Genomic DNA, 18,316 nt, shown 5'->3' with positions numbered 1-18,316 from the left:
AAAACACATATCTCCAGCATTAAAGCTTTTAATAAGCTGTAGACACAATTACTTAAAAACTGATATACTATTAGATAGTCAAAAAATATTACAGTTAAAGGGTGAGGACAATTTTAATTAAGCACAAAAAATTTCTAGCTTCGATCATAGTTTTATCATTGGCAATACCATTAATTTTATCTGCTTGTAATACGAGCACATCGGCTAAAAAGGCTGACAACAATGTAGTTGCACGTATCAATGATGAAGTTATTACGAGGGATGAATTGTATGATGCGTTAGTTCAAGAAAACGGCGACGCAGTATTAAATTCCTTAATCGCCAATAAAATAGTGGAGCTTGAGGCTAAAAAACAAAATATAACTGTGTCAGAAGAAGATGTGCAAAAAGAAGTCGATAAACTGGCCGAGCAATACGGCGGCGAAGAAGCACTTACTCAGTTTCTTGAAATGTATGGCTATTCTTTAGATGAGATAAAAGAGAACATTAAAATGAATCTAAATGTCAAAAAACTGCTTGAACCTACAATTAAAATAGAGGAAAGCGAAATAAAGAGCTATTTTGATGAGAATAAAGCAAGTTTTGACACGCCGGAGCAGGTAAAGGCAAGCCATATTTTGGTCGACACTGAAGAAAAAGCAAAAGAGGTTAAGCAGAAATTGCAAGACGGAGAAGATTTTGCAGAACTTGCAAAGACTTATTCTACCGACACCTCAAATAATCAGCAGGGTGGAGAGCTTGGCTACTTTTCAAAGGGACAAATGACCCCAGAGTTTGAAGAAGCCGCCTTTTCTCTAAAGGCAGGAGAAATTAGTGATCCTGTAAAGACAGAATTCGGCTATCATATTATCAAGGTTGAAGACAAAAAAGAGGCAAAAGAAGCAACTTATGAAGAAAGCAAGGATGAGGTAAAAAATATCTTGCTGGAGGAAAAACTGTCAACTGCATTTAGCACTTGGATCCAAGAAAAATTTGGCGAATACAAGATAGAAACGCTCATATAAACAAACAACAAAGTTATCTGGCGCCTGTAAAGTTTCGAACTTACAGGCGCCGCGCTTCTTGATATTTTGCATCATTTGTTATATAATAGACTTGTAGTATAATTTCATATGGGGGCGTTTGGTTTCGACGGGGGTGGCAGTGGTAAGAGCTGCAGGCCGAGCTTTCCGACTCGTAAATCCGGAAGCGAATTTAAACGCCAATAACGATTTAGCTTACGCTGCTTAATTAAAGCGGTGCGTCCTTCCTTGGCTTTGCCCGAGAGCCGGGGATAAGGGCGTCAAAAAGTCGGGATTTTCTTTTGGCATTGCTCTGGTGCTAAAAGAGAAACTTACAGAGCTGGCCGAGCTTTAATCCTTCCCTCAGGAGTAAAGCCGGCAAGATTTAAAATGAGGGATAAGCTTGTAGACGCTCTTATTGATGTACCTCCGGACAGGGGTTCGATTCCCCTCGCCTCCACCATAAAAGAACTTAAATATTGATATAAATATAAACCTCTTGATTTCAAGAGGTTTTGTTATTTTATAGATAAATTTGAGATTAAATTTTCATATACTTTCTTGCATTCGCAAGACCTTAAGCTAATATTTGGAATTACAGCAGATTTTAAGCGTTGAGACTTGTAATCCTTGTATACTCCTCTGCTACTTCTCTCAGCTTTTCGCAGCTAATATCCAAAGTGCAAGAGTCGTTTATTCTAACTGCAGTGCCGAAATGCACTTCAGATATCCCTGTTTTTTCAATAACAGGCCTTAAAATTTCTTTTGTCATGCCTCCGCCTGCCATAATTTCAAGCTTTCCCTCGCCGGCCTCAGCCATCCGGCGGATTACATCGAGGTTGTCTATAATTTTGCCCTTTCCGCCAGAGGTTAAAATACGGTTGATCTGAGGGTACTTTGTTAGAATTTTAACGCTCTTCACTAAGTCATTAGTTTCCTCAATTGCCCTGTGAAATGTCACGTCAAGACCTTCTGCTGCTTCCAGCAATTTTTCTAAATTTTCTTCAGCGATATTGCCATTTTCATCTATCATGCCTATAACGATTCCGTTTGCTTTAAGCTCTTTTACAATTTCTATGTCTTCTCTCATAATCTCTATGTCTTCTTTGCTGTATACAAAAGATTTGGCATGGGGACGAATCATTACATTAACAGGAATGGTAACTTTTTCAACTACATTTTTAATAAGGGCATAGCTTGGTGTAAGCCCTCCCTCAGTAAGACTTGACACCAACTCTATCCTTTGGCCGCCACAAGCCTCTATTTTTAGTGCATCATCAATACATGTCGCTATAACTTCCAACATATCTTATCACCTCTACACTTTCTTTAGTATGCTTTTACAACATTTAAAATGTTGAGCTCTTCATCAAAAATTATAAGGTCTGCATCTTTTCCTATTTCTATACTGCCTTTGTATCTATCTATGCCGATAGCTCTGGCCGGATTTAAACTGGCCATGCGCACAGCATCCTGTAAAGGCACCCCCACCATTTTCACCATGTTATACACAGCTTGATTTAGCGTAAGTGTTGAACCGGCTAAAGTACCATCTATAAGCCGGGCTTGTCTATCTTTTACTATAACTTTTTGTCCGCCCAAGGTGTATTCCCCATCTTGAAGACCTGCTGCCATCATAGAGTCAGAGATAAGTATGACTTTATCTTTGCCCTTTGCATTTACAACCAGCCTCATAGCACCCGGGTGTAAATGAATGCCGTCACAAATCATCTCACAGTATACTCTTTCATCAGTCAGCGCAGCCCCGGCAATTCCCGGCTCTCTGTGCGTAAAACTTTTCATGCCATTAAAAATATGGGTAACCTGTGTTGCTCCATGATCAAAAGCATTTTTTGCAATCTCAAAAGAGGCATCACTGTGACCTGCTGATACCGTTATGCCTTGACTATGTAAAAAACTTACCGCTTCCATGGCATACGGAAGTTCTGGTGCTAATGCCACTACTTTTATAGAGTTTCCTGATAGTTTAATTAAATCCACAAGTTCGTCAATATCCGGGTTTTTTAGGTATTCAGGCGATTGAGCCCCTTTTTTAGCCAAAGAAAAATACGGTCCCTCAAGATACAACCCCAAAACTTCTGCCTGCGGATTGTTTGAGATGTCTAAGGTTCCGTGTTTTTGTTGTACCATATAGTCAGATACATTTTTTATAGCTTTTTTTGTATCCGCAGTTGATGCTGTCATAGTTGTAGCCAAAAATCCTGTTACACCGTTTTTACTGTGAAATCGGGCCATTGCATCCAGTGCTTCAAATGTGGCATCCATGGTATCATGTCCTGAATTTGCATGTGTATGAATGTCTATAAAACCCGGTGAAAGATAGTTCCCTTTGGCATCTATTATTTCATCAAAACCGCCTTCTTCTAATGTTCCCGCTGGCGCTATATGCTTTATTTTAGTTCCTTCAACAGCCAGTTCAAAACCATATAATATCTCATAAGGTGTAATGATATTGGCACTTTTTATAAAAAGACTCATTAAGCTTCCTCCTGTTTTTATTCTAGTACTTTAATATATTTTACCATAGAAAGGTTGATTGTAAAAAATACTTTTCACTTTCGTAAATAAAAAACGCCAGGAGAAAATTGCTCTTGGCGTTTTATCTAGCTTTTATTTTATCTCTTGCACAGCGATGCTGCTTCTTCATCCATTATTATTGTTACATCGGGATGAAGCATGAGTAATGACGCGGGAACTTTTGTAGTTACAACATCGCTATTAAGAAGTTTTGCCATGATTTCGGCTTTATTCTTACCACTTGCCAACAGCAGAATTTTTTTGGCTTTCATTATGGAGCCAATACCCATGGTTATAGCTTTTGTGGGAACTTCTTCTGGCGAATCAAAAAAACGGGAATTTGCTTTAATTGTATCTTCTGTAAGGTCGGTTAGGTGTGTTCCTAGAACCAATTCCTCTGCAGGCTCATTAAAACCTATATGACCATTTACACCGATTCCCAGTAGTTGTAAGTCTATGCCGCCATATTTTTCGATTTCTTCATCGTACTGTTTGCAGTAAGTTTCGACATCTGATACCAAGCCGTTTGGTATGTGGACATTTTCTTTTTTTATATTTACATGGTTGAAAAGATTCTCGAACATGAAATAATTATAGCTCTGGGGATTATCAGAAGCAAGGCCATAATATTCGTCTAGATTAAAGGATACTGCCTTGGAAAAATCCAATCCTTCTTCCTTATGCATCCGGATAAGCTCCTGGTATGTCCCTATAGGAGTGCTTCCTGTAGCAAGCCCAAGAACTAAATCAGGTTTTTGTTGTATTTCATTAGCAAAAATTTGAGCTGCCTTTTTACTCATGGCTGAATAATCTTTCTCAATAAATACCTGCATAAAGCTATCCCCTCCAAATTTCTACATAATTAAACACACTAATGATTATACCACCAAAGCGATTTATTGTATACTTTTATCCAAAAATATTCAAAAGCTTTATATGCACACTATACGGCAATATTAGAGAACAAAAATGAAGCTTTTGCGTCTATTCCCATGATAGGTTTATTTTAGGCAAGTTATTGAGCTTATATTTTATATTATCATATCTTTTTTACCACATCTTCCGCTATGTTTAAAGTTCTTTCTATATCTTCATCTGTATGTGCGGTCGACACAAAGAAGGTTTCGAATTGGGATGGGGGAAGATAGATACCGGCTTGCAGCATTTTTTTAAAGAAGGTATTATAACGGGCTGTATCAGATGTGGCTGCTGAATTATAATCATAAACTTTGCTCTCTGTAAAGAAAAGCGTCATCATGCTTCCTACGCGATTTATTGTAACCGGGATAGCTGCTTTATCCATAATGTCCTTTAATCCTGAGCAAAGCTTTTCCGCTTTCTTGTTAAGCTCACTGTATATATCACGATTTTTAGAAAGTATACTTAAAGTTGTATACCCTGCAGCCATAGCCAAAGGATTGCCGGATAAGGTTCCCGCCTGGTATACAGGACCATCTGGAGATACCTTGCGCATGATTTCTTCTTTCCCTCCATAGGCTCCCACCGGCAGACCGCCTCCGATAATTTTTCCAAGTGTTGTTATGTCAGGCACAATATCATACAATCCCTGTGCACCTCGATATCCAACTCTAAATCCTGTGATGACTTCATCGAAAATCAAAAGCGTTCCGTGACTTTTTGTTAAACTTCTCAGCTCCTGTAAAAATTCGGGCTTTGGGGGCACTGTCCCCATATTGCCGGCTACAGGTTCCACAATAACGGCAGCTATATCGCTTGGATATTTTTCAAAAATATCTCTTATCATATCTATATCATTATAGTTAGAAACGATGGTATCTCTTGCAGTATCTTGAGTCACTCCGGCAGAATCCGGATTGCCAAAGGTAAGGGCTCCTGAACCTGCTTTGATGAGGAGGCTGTCAGAATGGCCATGGTAACAGCCTGCAAATTTAACTATAATATTTCGACCTGTATAGCCGCGCGCAAGCCGTATTGCACTCATAGTGGCTTCAGTGCCGGAATTTACCATTCTCACAACTTCAATTGACGGCACGGCTTCTCTTATTTTTTCAGCCATAAGCACTTCAAGTTCTGTACATGCGCCAAAGCTTGTGCCCAGCTCAGCCTGTTTTTTAATAGCCGATACCACTTCCGGATGGGCATGTCCCAGTATAAGGGGACCCCACGAAAGCACATAATCAATGTACTCTTTGCCGTCCTCATCCCAGATATGACTTTTACTTCCCTTTTTTATAAACGGCGGCGTAAGCCCTGCGGATTTAAAGGCTCTCACGGGACTATTTACACCGCCTGGCATAACTTTCAAGGCTCTTGTATAAAGCTCTTGGGATTTCATATTTTCTCACCTTTTTCAATTATGTTCTCATAGATTTCTATCTTTTCTTCGATTGTAAGATTCTGATGCTTTATCTCTCCTCTTGCCTTTGATAGCTCATCAAGCAGTTTTTCGTACCTGTCTCCTATTGTTTTTTCAAGTTCCTCGCGTATTTTCCTGGCAAGAAGAGGGCTTTTACCCCCCGTTGCAACCGCTATTGTAAGGTCTTGCCGCCTTAGCACCGATGGAACTATATATGAAGAAAGCTTAAGATTATCTGCAACATTTACGAGGATGCCGCTCTCTTTAGCTTCATTTGCCACCAGCTCATTTATACGGGCATCATCACATGCAGCAACTACTAAAAAATAGCCGGCAGCATCCCCTGAAATATAGCTTCTATGTATTACATCGATCTTATTTTCTTTGGAAAGCTCACCCACTTCATCACATATTTTGTCTGAAATTACGGTTACTTTCCCTCCACATTCCAGCAAAGACTTTATCTTCCTACATGCGACTTTTCCCCCGCCTACCACCAGGCACCTCTTACCCTCTATATCGAGCATTACCGGGTAGTAAGCCATTTTGCCGCATCCTTTGCGAAATAGGTTATTATCATATCGGCACCTGCTCGCTTCATGGATGTCAGCGACTCTAGCACCACAACTTTTTCATCAAGCCATCCTTTCAGCGCCGCAGCCTTTATCATTGAGTATTCCCCGCTTACATTATATGTAGCAAGAGGAACCTTAAAGCTGTCTTTTGCGCGCCTTATTATGTCAAGATATGCAAGCGCCGGCTTTACCATCACGATATCAGCACCTTCTTCTATATCCAATGCTATCTCCCTTAAAGCTTCATCTGAATTTGCAGGGTCCATTTGGTAGCTTCTTCTATCTCCAAACTGAGGAGCCGACTGAGCCGCTTCCCTGAATGGCCCGTAGAACCCGGAGGCGTATTTTGCGCTGTAAGCCATAATCGGCACTGTCACATAGCCTTCGCTGTCCAATATCTGTCGTATGCATCCTACCCTTCCGTCCATCATATCGGAAGGCGCTACCATATCTGCTCCGGCTTTTGCATGAGATAAGGCGGTTTTTGCTATAAGTTCTAAGGTTTTATCATTATCCACATATCCGCTTTCCACCACTCCGCAGTGCCCGTGACTGGTATATTCGCAAAGGCATACATCTGTTATGACAATCATGGAAGGTATCGCCTCTTTTATGGCCCTTACAGCCCTTTGCACAATGCCTGAGCTTGCATAAGCCTGGCTTCCTACCTCATCCTTCGAAGAGGGTATGCCAAAAAGTAAAATTGCCGGTATTCCAAGCTCATACGTTTCTTTGACATCCTTGACCAGTTTATCTATGGAAAAATGAAATACCTTCGGCATAGCCTCGATTTCCTCTTTTACATTCTCGCCTTCCACGACAAAGTAAGGATATATGAGATCCTTTACATTAAGTGAAGTTTCTCTTACCATATCTCTGATATTTTGATTAAGTCTTAACCGCCGCGGTCTTTTCACAAGTTCTGCCTTCATTTAAAATCACCTTCCTCATCAATATAATAGGCTAATATAGCTCTTGACAGTCCTTCAAGAGTATACTCTTGAGGCATAATATCAACGGTCTGGCCTGCTTTTTCTAAGGCCGCTTTTGTAACAGGACCGATTGCAGCTGTCTTTATATTTTTAAAACTTGCCATATCATCATTTAGTATTTTGCGCATGAAGTCAAAGGACGATGGACTGGTAAACACTGCTACATCGATGCCATCCTGGACTTTCTCAAGCAGCTTTTCTTTAATCTCAAAATTTGGTTCGTTTTTATATGCCGTAATTTTTTTTGCTTTAATTCCGCAGTTTTCAAGACCGGCTATCAGTTCCACTCCCCCTATATCCGACGTTATGACTGCGGCACTCTTTCCAAAATGCTCTTTTTCTATGCAGCCCAGCAATGCTTTTGATGTATAAACCTCCGGCACCACATCAGGATATATATGTGCTTTTGAAAGTTCTTCACCTGTCTTTGCACCTATGGCCCATATCTGTTTGCCTGCCAAATGCCGTGCATCTATTTTATTTTCTTTCATAAATGAAATAAAGGCATTGACGCCATTTTTGCTTGTAAATATCAGGATATCGTAGTCCTTAATTTCGTTTATCAATTGTTTCATATTTTCCATTTGAAAAGTTATTTTAAGTGTGGGGCACATAATAACCTCTGCCCCCTCTTGCTTTAGCTTATAAAACGGAGAGTCTCGCCTCGGCATCGGCTCATCGGAAAAACCCGTCCCTAAAAAGAGAATCTTTTTGCCAAAAAGCTCGCCTTTTTCATACCATGATAGTTCATCTCTCAAATTTACAACCTGGCCTATCACTATGACAGCGGGATTTTTTATACCGGCTTGCCTTACCTTATCGCCTATGTCGGATAATGTGCCTACCACCGTCTTCTGGCCGGCTGTTGTTCCTTTCATTATGACTGCAGCGGGCGTCTGTGCTGATTTGCCATACTTTATAAGACTATTTGTGATATTGTCCAGGTTGCAAATCCCCATCAAAAATACCAAAGTTCCTTCAACCTTTGCCAATGCTTCAAAATCAATAGAGCTTCCTCCGTCTTTCTCATGCCCTGTTATAATATGGGCGGATGAAGCTGCATATCTGTGTGTTATCGGAATTCCGGCATAAGCGGGCACCGCCACTGCTGATGTAACCCCGCAAATTATTTCAAAGGGTATTTGATTTTGCCTAAGATAAAGGGCTTCCTCGCCGCCTCGTCCGAACACAAAGGGATCGCCGCCCTTAAGCCTTGCTACATTCTTGCCTTCCAGTGCTTTTGTATAAAGAATATGATTTATCTTGGACTGAGGCACCGGATGATCTTTCGGAAATTTACCCACATCAATAAATTCTGCACTGGGAGATGCCCATTTGAGAATATCAGGATTTATAAGGCGGTCAAAAACCACCGTATCGGCATGTTTTAAAGCCTCTACAGCTTTTAAAGTAATCAAGCCCGAATCTCCGGGTCCTGCACCTATAAGGTATACTTTGCCCTTCATAGTTTACCTCCCAATTCCTCAGCAAGGCGGATGCCGATTTGTTCTGCTTCGCTTTTTCTGCCTTCAAGTTTTCCCCACTTTACTACTCCATCCCTTTCTATCATACCTATAAGCTTTAATGCATCATCAAAAATCTCGGCATATGCTCCCATAGGCTGCTTGCAGCTGCCGCCTACAACTTTCATAAATGCCCTTTCGGCTCCTGTTGCGCAAGTGGTCTCATCATCATTTATATACTTAACAAACAAGGACATTTCATCATCAGCTCGAGTTTCCACAGCCAATGCACCCTGCCCTACCGCCGGTACTATTTCGTCCGGCGAAAAATAATCGGTTATGAGGTTTTCCATACCCAGCCGCTTTACGCCTGCCGCAGCCAACACAATGCCATCCAGCCCGCAGGTTTTTATTTTCTTTATGCGAGTGTTAATATTTCCTCTTATTGGAACACACTCGATATCCTGCCTTAGCTTATTTAATTCACACATCCGCCGCATACTGGAAGTTCCTATTTTAGCCCCTGTATCCAGCTCGGAAAATCTCCTGTCATCTGCTGATATAAACACATCTCGGGGATCTTCCCGCCGAGTAATCGCTGAAATTGCAAGCCCTTCAGGCAATTCATGTGGCACATCTTTTAAACTGTGCACTGCCATATCAATAGCACCGGAAAGCAGTGCTTCCTCTATTTCTTTAACAAAAGCGCCCTTGCCCAATTCATACATATTGGAATTTAAAAACTTATCTCCTGTAGTCTTTACGGTTATAAGCTTAAAATCCCATTGTGGAAAGTGTTCTTTTAATTGGCTGATAACTAGCTCAGTTTGCACTAATGCCAACTGGCTTTGCCGACTCCCGACTTTTACAATTTTTTTCATCAAAAATGCCCCCTGCAAATACATTGACCACTGATTCGTCCAGCTTTTCTTCCTCAGCTAATGTCTTTAGTCCAATTAAATATCTGTTCACTATCTTTGCTGCAACCCTTTCAAGTGAATACTTAATCTTTTCCTTTTCTTTTTCATCCAAATCCTGCAGCTTATTTTTAACTCGCTCATATTCGCTGCGGCAGACTTCATCAGCATATTCATTCATATGCCGTATCATCTTTTCGGCATAAATGGCATTATCCCATCTGATAATATCGTTTAGACTCTCCTCGATCATATTTTCAATTATAGTAACTAAATGTTCCCTTTTCTTTTGATTTTCCATAGCGGTTCTTTTTAAATCATCGATGGTAAACAGTGTCACTCCACCTATTTCGCCTATCCGCGGGTCAATATCTCTGGGAAGCGCTATATCTACCATGCAGATTTTATCGTCCGGATGATGACAGGCCGTAAATTTCTCAAGGTTTACCGTATAGTGCGGCGCATTTGTAGCACTTATAACCACATGGCTTCGGTTTATGTATTCATACTTTTGCTCATATGGCACAACCGTTACCTCCGGGATTTCTTCCTTGAGTTTTAACGCATTTTCATAGGTTCTGTTAGAGATATAAATGCATCTTGCTCCCTTTGCCACAAGGTGCTTTATGACAAGCTTTCCCATCTCCCCGGCGCCTATTACAAAAATATTTTTGTCATGCAAATCCTTGAAAACATCTAGTATAAACAGAACTGCAATATAGCTTACAGAAAGCGAATGATTTGTAATTCCGGTTTTACTTCGGGCATTTTTCCCCAGAGTAACCGCTTCTCTAAAGAGTTTGTTCGTGTATTTTCCGGTCGATTTACATTTTTTCGCAATTTCCCAAGCTTGTTTCACCTGAGATAAAATCTGATCTTCCCCCACCACCATTGATTCAAGGCCACAGGCGACTCGAAAAAGATGCTTTACTGCGCAAATTCCATCAAGTGCATAAATATATGGGGCAAGCTTGGCATCATCCAAAGCAAAAAAATCGCCAAAGAAGTTTGTAAGCACATCTGTTTTAGGCTCGGACGTAATTGCATAAATCTCACTTCGGTGGCAGGTTGACAAGATAACTACCTCAAGTATGCCATCAATTTTTTTAAGTTTTGCCAGGGCATCATTTGTTCTTTTATCAAAACATACCTTTTCCCTAAGCCAAATTGGAGCTTCTTGGCTAATACCTACCATTAAAAGTTGCTCAATTCCCATTGCCGTTACACCAAACCTTTTTTTTGAAATAAAATAGTTTCACATAAGAAATCTGTTGCAAATTTCGCAAATAACTTTATCCATGTCATTTGCTACATTGGGGTAATTTACAGATGGCCGCTCAATCAGCAGGATTGGAAGATTAAGCTTTGAGGCGGCTGTGATTTTTTCCGGCACACCGCCGATAACTCCGCTGTCTTTTGTAACTACTACATCCGCCCTGTATTCCTTAAACATTTGACAGTTCATTTCCATACTGAAAGGCCCTTTTGCTGCTATGATATTTTCCGGAGCAAACCCCAAATCTTCGCATTTTTTTAGGACTTCACTCTTTGGCAGCACTCGCGCAATAAGGTATTTACCCATGCTCATAAGCTTTGCAAACTTGTCCAGATTTTTGCTGCCTGTGGTCAGGAAAATTCGCTGATATTTTTCTAAAACCTTTATGGCTTCAGCTATGTCTTTTACATATATCATATTAGAATATTCGGTTTTGCTGCTTTCCCGTTCATAGCGAAGATACTCTATATTGCATTTGCAGGATACGGCTATGGCTGTTTCGCTTATGTCTTTTGCATAAGGATGTGTTGCATCGACGATGAGTTTTATATTGTTTTCCTTGATTATTTGTTCCAGACTATCCTCGTTTAAAGGACCTGTCTTAAGCTCGATTCCGTGACCAAACAGGCGGCTGCCATATTCAGTAACCGTTGTGGCTAAAACTTTAAGTCCTTTTTTGCAAAGCCTTTCAGATAAAATCCGCCCATCCTTCGTACCTGCCAATACCATTATCATAGCTTATACCCTCGCGGTGTAATCATTTTGCCACCTATCGTAAATGTGTTCTTGTTGCCGATAATTACAATACTCGTCATATCAATATCCTCTATCGGCACCGATTCCAGTGTTGCAAATATCACCTTTTCTTTATCTCTGGATGCATTTTTCACAATGCCCACAGGAGTACCCTTAGGCTTATATTTTGATATAATTTCAAGCGCAGTATCCAAATGATATTCTCGCTCATGGCTTCTGGGGTTGTATAAGGCTATGACAAAGTCTGCCTGAGCTGCCGAATCCAGCCTTTTCTCTATAACTTCCCATGGCGTCAGATGGTCTGAAAGGCTAATCAGTGCAAAATCGTGCATTAGAGGAGCCCCTAAAAGGGCCGCCGCCATATTTACGGCGCTAATGCCTGGTATCACTTCAATTTTTATATCTAAGCCCTCCTTTGCTGAAAGTTCCAGCAAAAGACCTGCCATGCCATATACTCCGGGATCGCCGCTGCTGATTACACAGACTTTTTTCCCTTCATTTGCAAGCTCTATGGCCTTCTTGCACCTTGAAACTTCATGGCGCATACCTGAGCCTATGATTTGCTTCTCTTGAATAATCGGCCTTATTAAATCTAAGTATGTATTATATCCTATTACCACATCACATTCCTTTAAAGCATCCATGGCTTGCAAAGTCATGTGTTCCAAAGAACCCGGTCCTATACCCACCGCTTTTATCCAGCTCATGATGTCCTCCTTTTATATACCGCCAAAGTAATGCCCTTCGATGTATAATACCCCAATTCATCTCCTCCTCGGCTTGCCATATAAGCTGCCGGTCTTGCCACACAGCCTGCGCCTACGGTTTTTTTGACAAATGGGGAGCAAGGGAAACGGTTTTCGTATTCTGCAAGCTGTACGCCGGTATATAGTTTAAGCGGCGCATTTAAGCACTCAGACAATTGCAGTATACATTTTTCTTCTCTTTTTATATCCACTGACGCAATACAGCCCACGCTTTTTTCGCTCAAGTTAAAATCCTTTAAAGCCATTTTGACTTGCGCCAGCAGTGCCTCATAAGGCGCGCCCTTTCTTGTGCCTATACCGAGCACCGTATTTTGAGGCCGTAAGATTACATAAGGTACGGGAGGAGGCAATATTTCTTCATCCGTTACAAATACAGCAGCTTTGGCATCTTTAGGCAAATCATGTGAAAATACTTCTGACCGCTTTATAAGATGTGCCAGCTTTTCATATGGGAAGCCTTTTTCCACCGATAATGCCAGCTTCTCACCATTTACAAGGCAGGCGCTCACCTTCGGCAAATCCGAGAAATTGTCAATATAAAGGCCAAGTTTCTTGGCCAAAACATCTATGCTCTCAAAACCCTGAATGTCGCTGGCAGTAGTAATTACCGGCATACATTTTAGAACCTGAGCCACTTTTGATGCAAGTTCATTGGCCCCGCCAAGATGCCCGGAAAGCAAGCTTATAGAAAATCTCCCCTGTTCGTCCACCACTACAACCGCCGGATCCGTTCTTTTGTCGCAAATTACCGGCGCAATCGCCCGAGTCGCAATACCGGCAGCTGTTATAAAAATCAGGCCGTCATAGCTTGAAAATATTTGGCGGACAAAATCCTTAAATGAGGTTTTTATCGGAAAATAGTTTTTAAAATTAGCCTCATTTAAAAACCGACTATTTACATAAACATCGCCGCCGACGCCTGCTCTGATTTTCTCGGCAATATTTATTCCGTTTTTTGTTATAGCAATAATGGCTGTCTTCATTTTCTTACCTGTATTCATGGCTGAATGTTTTGTTATAGAGGCATGAGAAGTCATATTCATCACTTAAGAAATTTCCTACCAATATCAGTGCTGTCTTGCAAATTCCCGCTTCTTTTACTTTTTCTGCAATATCTGAAAGAGTGCCCTGTACAATCTTTTGGTCCTCCCAGGTGGCTTTATATACAACAGCGGCAGGGGCATCTGGACCATAAACCTTTGCCAAGTCTCCTGCAATTTTTCCAATCTGATTTATACTGAGGAAAATAGCCATAGTTGCTTTATGTTTTGCCAAAGCATCTAAGCTTTCCTCTTCGGGAACCGGTGTTCTGCCTTCTGCTCTGGTCAGTATGATGGTCTGGCTTTGTCCGGGCACGGTAAGTTCCCGCTTTAATACTGCACCGGCAGCGCTAAATGAGCTGACACCCGGAATTACTTCATAGGGTATCGCAAGTTTATCAAGAGCTTCCATCTGTTCCCTTATTGCCCCATAAATAGAAGGATCTCCCGTATGAAGTCTTGCCACATCTGCTCCTTTTTCAAAAGCATCTTTCATGGCATCGATGATTTCCTCAAGATTCATCGTAGCACTGTTATAAATCTTTGCTTCGCCTTTCGCATATTTTAGCAGCTCAGGGTTTACAAGCGAGCCTGCATATATAACTACATCGCAATTTTCCAAAAGCTTTTTACCCTTTATAGTAATAAGTTCTACATCACCGGGACCGGCGCCGATAAAATAAATCACTTTCTATACCTCCAAGCAATAATCAGGGAAAGGTAGCTTACGCCCCTGCCCAAATATTTATCTAAATCAAATTCTATCCTTTCATCTTCCTGACCGCAGTGGGTTATGAGCACTGCGCAAAAGCCGTTTTCCTTTAGAGCTCTTACTACTTCATCGTAATTTCTTGATATTTTCATCAAAATAACATTGTCAAAATCCTTTAGAGTTTTTTCAAGTAATTTTTTATCTTTAACAGGTATTACGGCAAAGGGAGCATCTCCTTCTGCTATGGGGATATTGACCTTAGATGCGGCGGCGCAAAAAGATGTTATTCCCGGAATTGTTTCAATTTCATACCCGCAAAGGCGGGATAATATATATGTATAAGTGCTGTATATCATGGGATCTCCCAATGTTATAAACGCAGTGTCGTTGCCTTCTTGGAGAATTTCTTGAATGGTCTTAACGTTTTTGTCCCAAATGTCATTTAGTGTATTTTTATTGCTAATCATGGGAAAATTCATCTCTATAACTTTACAATTGATGTAGGGCTGGGCTATCTTTAAAGCCAAGCTTTCTTTGTCTGCCGCAGGAGCTATGACCATATCCACTTTAGATAAAATCTGTGCGGCTTTCATAGTAATGAGCGCCGGATCTCCCGGTCCCACTCCGATTCCATAAAACTTACCTGATTTATTCATATAAAGGCTCCTCTGCTTTCTTGCTGTCTTCGGGTTTTCTTGCTGCAAATATATAAATGGGATTGTGGGCAAGCATCATTGTTTTTCCCTTTACTTGCTTTGAAGTAGAAATATTTGCCAGGGTAATATCCTCATCCCAGCATCTTACCTTAAAAAACCCCTGCAAGCTGCATACGGTATCTATGGCTATGGCATTTGCCACTATAGTGCCGCAGGGCGCAAGTCTTTCGGCGGCTGTTTTTAAAATTTCCTCGGTAAAATCCCCGGTCCCGCCTATGAATATGCGATCAGGGCAAGGAAGATTTAAAAGGGCATCAGGCGCTTGTCCGCAAACTATTTCCATATTTTTAAGTCCAAAGGTATTTCGATTCTCTTTGAGCAGCTCTACCGCCTCCGGATTTTTCTCAATCGCAAAGACCCTTCCCTCTTTGCAATGCACTGCTGCTTCTACCGAAATCGAGCCTGTGCCTGCGCCTATATCCCAAACTATACTGTCGTTTTTGAGCCGCATTTTTGAAAGAGATAAAACCCTTATCTCTTGCTTTGTCATGGGCACATTGCCTCTTATAAAAAGCTCGTCAGGGATGCCGAATCCATACTGCCACACCTTGTTATCACCACCACATTTAAGTCAAAATTTTGAGTACTTTCGGCAAGTTGTTTAACCGAAAATTCCCTTATTTTTTCATTTTCATAAGATAGATTTTCTCCCACATATATATTTACATCAACAATACCTGCCTGTTTTAAACTTTGAGCAATGTAGCAAGGGGTATGTATTTTGTCGGTAAGTACTACTACCGATTTATATTGCTTGACTTTTTCTGCAAGCTCCTGCTCTCGGCCGTGAAGGCTTATCGCGCAAACATTTTTCATAGGCATCTTAAGTTTCCCCAGCATATATTGAATACAACTTATGCCGGGAATCACTTCAATCTCCTCTTTCTTTCGCAAGCTGAGCACTTTATCAAGGATGCCGTATATCGCCGGATCGCCTGAAGCTAAGACCACCACATTGCCGGGATTATCCAAGGCTTTTTCTAAATCCAATTTGCCATCGAACAATATTTTTGCGCACGAAACCCCTTCACACATTTTAAGCTGCCGCCTGCCGCCTATGATAACATCGGCAGATTGTATCTTTTTTAGAGCAATTGGAGTTATATAGTCAGGATGTCCCGGACCGATGCCTACCACAGTTATCAATTGGAATTTTCCCCTTTCCCATGGGCTTTTGCCAGAAAACCTTGATTTAATGAAAAAATTTTAACTCCTATATCCAAACTTTTCCCTGTATACCACATACAACGTGCGACAATTCTTTCAGCAATAAATTTACTAAAACTCTCCATATCTATGCCTGCTTTTTCGATAATATTTAGAGCTTCCCGAGTTGTAACAGAATTTAGCAAATTTATCGCCACATCCTTTGTGACTCCAAAACATGCTGCATATGCTGTCATTATCTCACTGCGGGCATCGGCAACTTTCCCCGTTGTATCAAATATGCCTGCGGCTACTTTAATGAGTTTGCCGATATCTCCGATTAACAAAACATCTTTGAAACCATATTCCACTACTTTTTCCAGGGCAAACCCCAGGTAGTTGCCATAGGATACGATAAGCTCCGGATTTTCACCGGATTTTAGTGCATAATTTTTGCCGTAATTGCCCGGCACCAAGATTACTTTTTTATGTCCTTGGGCTGCAAGTATTGACAATTGAACTGCCAGTGTATCCTTTAGGGCCTCGGTGGACATAGGTTCAACTATTCCTGTAGTGCCGATAATCGAAAGCCCTCCCTTAATTCCCAGCATCGGATTAAAAGTCCTTTCGGCAACTTCTTCACCGCCGGGAATGCTTATGGTAAGCCTTACACCACAGCCCTCGGGAAGTACTTTGCAAACTTCGTTTTTTATCATAGCCCGCGGCACCGGATTTATGGCAGGTTCCCCCGGCTTTATTTGAAGTCCGGGTTTTGTGACAATGCCTATTCCGGCGCGCTCTGCCTTGCAGTAGATAATAAGGCCGTCCGTCACATCAGGATCGTCGCCGCCATCTTTTTTAATGCCGCAGCTTGACCAATCTTCCCCTTTTTCAAAATAGGCTATCGGAAGTTTAAGCGGCCAGCCTTTTGGGGTGTCAATTTCAATCTCCTGGGGGATGTTGTCGTGAAAAAGCGCAAAGGTTGCAGCTTTTGCGGCAGCGGCTGCGCAGCTGCCGGTAGTATAGCCGTATCGAAGTTTTTTTCCGTTCTTTACGATGTACTTATCCATTTTTAATGGTTTTCTCCTCAAGACTCATATACATTAGAGCATTAACTATGGCAGCAGCTATAGTGCTGCCTCCTTTTTGTCCTTTTGTAATTATATGTGGAACCGAAAGCTTAGAAAGCTCCTCTTTTGATTCCGCCGCTCCCACAAATCCTACTGGAACGCCGATTATTAAATCAGGGCAGGCTTTCCCTTCCCTTATAAGTTCAATCAGCTTAAACAATGCCGTAGGGGCATTCCCTAAAACATAAATCTTTATATCTGGAAATTTGGAGGCCATTATTATGGAGGCCATGGAACGGGTTATGCCCTCGCGATTTGCCATCTCTAGCACCTGCACGTCGTCTACCATGCATAGAACCTCACATCCCAGCTGTTTAAGCGCTTTTTTATTAATTCCTGCTTCGGCCATCCTGGTATCTGTATAGATACGGCATCCTTTTTGTATTGCCAAAATCCCTGCTTCGATTGCACCGGGTGACAATTTTAGCAAATTAGCAAATTCAAAATCTGCCGTAGTGTGGATAACTCTTCGAACAATATTCCAGTCCTTAGAATCAAAATTTGATTTGTCAACATTTTCCTCTATTATCTCAAAGCTCTTTTTCTCTATGCCTTCAGGTGTTTTCACATAGCTTAAATTTCCCATAGTTTTTCTGCAGCCCTTTCGATTAAAATATCTGCAATGCGCTTATCAAAGCCTATTGGCTTTGCAAGTGAAATTTCCAAATCTGGATAAGCATTTTTCACCTTCATAAGTTCCTCTGGAATATCATACCGTATGTGGTTTCCTTCAAATAAAAACATGGGTACTGCTACCACCTGTCTAGAGCCTTCTTTATAAATTTCATCAAAAGCTTCGCAAATATTCGGGTGGTTAAATTCCATAAAGGCCATTTTTACATCCTTATATAAATTCCTTTTTGCAATTTCTTCGCGAACTTGATAGATTACTTCAGTAGTAGATTGGGCTTTACTGCCGTGAGCTAGAATAAGTAAAGTTTTATCCATA

General features: G+C 41.1%; 20 protein-coding genes and 1 other RNA gene. 2 read left to right on the top strand and 19 right to left on the bottom strand.

Going from position 1 to position 18,316, the window contains the following annotated elements; all coding sequences use genetic code 11:
* Window positions 1-101 precede the first annotated feature (101 nt).
* Both TEPIRE1_RS02350 and ssrA read left to right on the top strand, forming a co-directional pair.
* Window positions 102-1,004, top strand: coding sequence for a peptidylprolyl isomerase (locus TEPIRE1_RS02350; RefSeq protein WP_013777591.1), 903 nt, complete (start codon window positions 102-104; stop codon window positions 1,002-1,004).
* A gap of 110 nt (window positions 1,005-1,114) precedes the next feature.
* Window positions 1,115-1,464: a transfer-messenger RNA gene (gene ssrA / locus TEPIRE1_RS13325) on the top strand.
* A 144-nt stretch (window positions 1,465-1,608) separates the two neighbouring features.
* Here the strand turns inward: ssrA and TEPIRE1_RS02345 are convergent.
* From TEPIRE1_RS02345 to TEPIRE1_RS02255, 19 genes are all read right to left on the bottom strand, one after another.
* On the bottom strand, window positions 1,609-2,307 hold the full coding sequence (locus tag TEPIRE1_RS02345) for a copper homeostasis protein CutC (RefSeq protein ID WP_013777590.1): 699 nt from the start codon (window positions 2,305-2,307) through the stop codon (window positions 1,609-1,611).
* Between the two features lie 23 nt (window positions 2,308-2,330).
* Window positions 2,331-3,500, bottom strand: a complete 1,170-nt coding sequence (gene nagA, locus TEPIRE1_RS02340; protein WP_013777589.1) for an N-acetylglucosamine-6-phosphate deacetylase — start codon at window positions 3,498-3,500, stop codon at window positions 2,331-2,333.
* Window positions 3,501-3,637: 137 nt separating this feature from the next.
* Complete coding sequence (nagB, locus tag TEPIRE1_RS02335; protein ID WP_013777588.1) at window positions 3,638-4,372, bottom strand: glucosamine-6-phosphate deaminase; 735 nt, start codon at window positions 4,370-4,372, stop codon at window positions 3,638-3,640.
* A gap of 206 nt (window positions 4,373-4,578) precedes the next feature.
* Entirely contained in the window at window positions 4,579-5,856 is a 1,278-nt protein-coding gene (hemL, locus tag TEPIRE1_RS02330) for a glutamate-1-semialdehyde 2,1-aminomutase (RefSeq protein WP_013777587.1), read from the bottom strand.
* On the bottom strand, window positions 5,853-6,422 hold the full coding sequence (locus TEPIRE1_RS02325) for a precorrin-2 dehydrogenase/sirohydrochlorin ferrochelatase family protein (RefSeq protein WP_013777586.1): 570 nt from the start codon (window positions 6,420-6,422) through the stop codon (window positions 5,853-5,855). The genes hemL and TEPIRE1_RS02325 overlap by 4 nt, the downstream gene beginning before the upstream one ends.
* Window positions 6,404-7,384, bottom strand: coding sequence for a porphobilinogen synthase (hemB, locus tag TEPIRE1_RS02320; protein ID WP_013777585.1), 981 nt, complete (start codon window positions 7,382-7,384; stop codon window positions 6,404-6,406). The genes TEPIRE1_RS02325 and hemB overlap by 19 nt, the downstream gene beginning before the upstream one ends.
* Window positions 7,381-8,910 carry a uroporphyrinogen-III C-methyltransferase gene (gene cobA / locus TEPIRE1_RS02315; protein ID WP_013777584.1) on the bottom strand — a complete coding sequence of 510 codons (1,530 nt, stop codon included), beginning with the start codon at window positions 8,908-8,910 and terminating at the stop codon, window positions 7,381-7,383. The genes hemB and cobA overlap by 4 nt, the downstream gene beginning before the upstream one ends.
* Window positions 8,907-9,788 (bottom strand): hydroxymethylbilane synthase, encoded by an 882-nt coding sequence (hemC, locus tag TEPIRE1_RS02310; protein ID WP_013777583.1) that lies wholly within the window; start codon window positions 9,786-9,788, stop codon window positions 8,907-8,909. The genes cobA and hemC overlap by 4 nt, the downstream gene beginning before the upstream one ends.
* Window positions 9,730-11,040, bottom strand: coding sequence for a glutamyl-tRNA reductase (gene hemA, locus TEPIRE1_RS02305; protein WP_013777582.1), 1,311 nt, complete (start codon window positions 11,038-11,040; stop codon window positions 9,730-9,732). The genes hemC and hemA overlap by 59 nt, the downstream gene beginning before the upstream one ends.
* 39 nt (window positions 11,041-11,079) lie before the next feature.
* The gene (locus TEPIRE1_RS02300) at window positions 11,080-11,835 is read right to left on the bottom strand and encodes a cobalt-precorrin-6A reductase (protein ID WP_013777581.1); all 756 of its coding nucleotides are present in this window, start codon (window positions 11,833-11,835) and stop codon (window positions 11,080-11,082) included.
* On the bottom strand, window positions 11,832-12,563 hold the full coding sequence (cobJ, locus tag TEPIRE1_RS02295; protein WP_013777580.1) for a precorrin-3B C(17)-methyltransferase: 732 nt from the start codon (window positions 12,561-12,563) through the stop codon (window positions 11,832-11,834). Before cobJ ends, TEPIRE1_RS02300 begins: the two co-directional genes overlap by 4 nt.
* Window positions 12,560-13,606: a cobalt-precorrin 5A hydrolase gene (cbiG, locus tag TEPIRE1_RS02290; protein WP_041591478.1), complete on the bottom strand. Its 1,047-nt coding sequence runs from the start codon at window positions 13,604-13,606 to the stop codon at window positions 12,560-12,562. The genes cobJ and cbiG overlap by 4 nt, the downstream gene beginning before the upstream one ends.
* 4 nt (window positions 13,607-13,610) lie before the next feature.
* Entirely contained in the window at window positions 13,611-14,351 is a 741-nt protein-coding gene (gene cobM, locus TEPIRE1_RS02285) for a precorrin-4 C(11)-methyltransferase (protein WP_013777578.1), read from the bottom strand.
* Window positions 14,348-15,031: a precorrin-2 C(20)-methyltransferase gene (cobI, locus tag TEPIRE1_RS02280; protein ID WP_013777577.1), complete on the bottom strand. Its 684-nt coding sequence runs from the start codon at window positions 15,029-15,031 to the stop codon at window positions 14,348-14,350. The genes cobM and cobI overlap by 4 nt, the downstream gene beginning before the upstream one ends.
* A complete protein-coding gene (gene cbiT, locus TEPIRE1_RS02275) occupies window positions 15,024-15,638 on the bottom strand; it encodes a precorrin-6Y C5,15-methyltransferase (decarboxylating) subunit CbiT (RefSeq protein WP_013777576.1) in 615 nt (204 codons plus the stop codon). The genes cobI and cbiT overlap by 8 nt, the downstream gene beginning before the upstream one ends.
* On the bottom strand, window positions 15,596-16,228 hold the full coding sequence (cbiE, locus tag TEPIRE1_RS02270; RefSeq protein WP_231848357.1) for a precorrin-6y C5,15-methyltransferase (decarboxylating) subunit CbiE: 633 nt from the start codon (window positions 16,226-16,228) through the stop codon (window positions 15,596-15,598). Before cbiE ends, cbiT begins: the two co-directional genes overlap by 43 nt.
* 5 nt (window positions 16,229-16,233) lie before the next feature.
* The gene (gene cbiD / locus TEPIRE1_RS02265; RefSeq protein WP_013777574.1) at window positions 16,234-17,307 is read right to left on the bottom strand and encodes a cobalt-precorrin-5B (C(1))-methyltransferase CbiD; all 1,074 of its coding nucleotides are present in this window, start codon (window positions 17,305-17,307) and stop codon (window positions 16,234-16,236) included.
* Window positions 17,300-17,953 carry a precorrin-8X methylmutase gene (locus TEPIRE1_RS02260; RefSeq protein ID WP_013777573.1) on the bottom strand — a complete coding sequence of 218 codons (654 nt, stop codon included), beginning with the start codon at window positions 17,951-17,953 and terminating at the stop codon, window positions 17,300-17,302. The genes cbiD and TEPIRE1_RS02260 overlap by 8 nt, the downstream gene beginning before the upstream one ends.
* Window positions 17,941-18,315 (bottom strand): sirohydrochlorin chelatase, encoded by a 375-nt coding sequence (locus TEPIRE1_RS02255; protein ID WP_013777572.1) that lies wholly within the window; start codon window positions 18,313-18,315, stop codon window positions 17,941-17,943. The genes TEPIRE1_RS02260 and TEPIRE1_RS02255 overlap by 13 nt, the downstream gene beginning before the upstream one ends.
* Window position 18,316: the final 1 nt, after the last annotated feature.

Source organism: Tepidanaerobacter acetatoxydans Re1 (genome assembly GCF_000328765.2).
Taxonomy (GTDB): Bacteria; Bacillota; Thermosediminibacteria; order Thermosediminibacterales; family Tepidanaerobacteraceae; genus Tepidanaerobacter; species Tepidanaerobacter acetatoxydans.
Note: the sequence above shows the minus strand (reverse complement) of the source record. Positions and strands in the feature narration are given on the sequence as shown.

Coding starts and splice junctions, on each gene's coding strand:
- cbiD (WP_013777574.1), bottom strand. CDS start 17,307: ATGGATAAGTACATCGTAAAGAACGGAAAAAAACTTCGATACGGCTAT.
- nagB (WP_013777588.1), bottom strand. CDS start 4,372: ATGCAGGTATTTATTGAGAAAGATTATTCAGCCATGAGTAAAAAGGCA.
- TEPIRE1_RS02255 (WP_013777572.1), bottom strand. CDS start 18,315: ATGGATAAAACTTTACTTATTCTAGCTCACGGCAGTAAAGCCCAATCT.
- hemB (WP_013777585.1), bottom strand. CDS start 7,384: ATGAAGGCAGAACTTGTGAAAAGACCGCGGCGGTTAAGACTTAATCAA.
- TEPIRE1_RS02325 (WP_013777586.1), bottom strand. CDS start 6,422: ATGGCTTACTACCCGGTAATGCTCGATATAGAGGGTAAGAGGTGCCTG.
- cobI (WP_013777577.1), bottom strand. CDS start 15,031: ATGAATAAATCAGGTAAGTTTTATGGAATCGGAGTGGGACCGGGAGAT.
- hemC (WP_013777583.1), bottom strand. CDS start 9,788: ATGAAAAAAATTGTAAAAGTCGGGAGTCGGCAAAGCCAGTTGGCATTA.
- nagA (WP_013777589.1), bottom strand. CDS start 3,500: ATGAGTCTTTTTATAAAAAGTGCCAATATCATTACACCTTATGAGATA.
- hemA (WP_013777582.1), bottom strand. CDS start 11,040: ATGGGAATTGAGCAACTTTTAATGGTAGGTATTAGCCAAGAAGCTCCA.
- cbiG (WP_041591478.1), bottom strand. CDS start 13,606: ATGAAGACAGCCATTATTGCTATAACAAAAAACGGAATAAATATTGCC.
- cobA (WP_013777584.1), bottom strand. CDS start 8,910: ATGAAGGGCAAAGTATACCTTATAGGTGCAGGACCCGGAGATTCGGGC.
- TEPIRE1_RS02345 (WP_013777590.1), bottom strand. CDS start 2,307: ATGTTGGAAGTTATAGCGACATGTATTGATGATGCACTAAAAATAGAG.
- TEPIRE1_RS02260 (WP_013777573.1), bottom strand. CDS start 17,953: ATGGGAAATTTAAGCTATGTGAAAACACCTGAAGGCATAGAGAAAAAG.
- cobJ (WP_013777580.1), bottom strand. CDS start 12,563: ATGAGCTGGATAAAAGCGGTGGGTATAGGACCGGGTTCTTTGGAACAC.
- TEPIRE1_RS02300 (WP_013777581.1), bottom strand. CDS start 11,835: ATGATAATGGTATTGGCAGGTACGAAGGATGGGCGGATTTTATCTGAA.
- hemL (WP_013777587.1), bottom strand. CDS start 5,856: ATGAAATCCCAAGAGCTTTATACAAGAGCCTTGAAAGTTATGCCAGGC.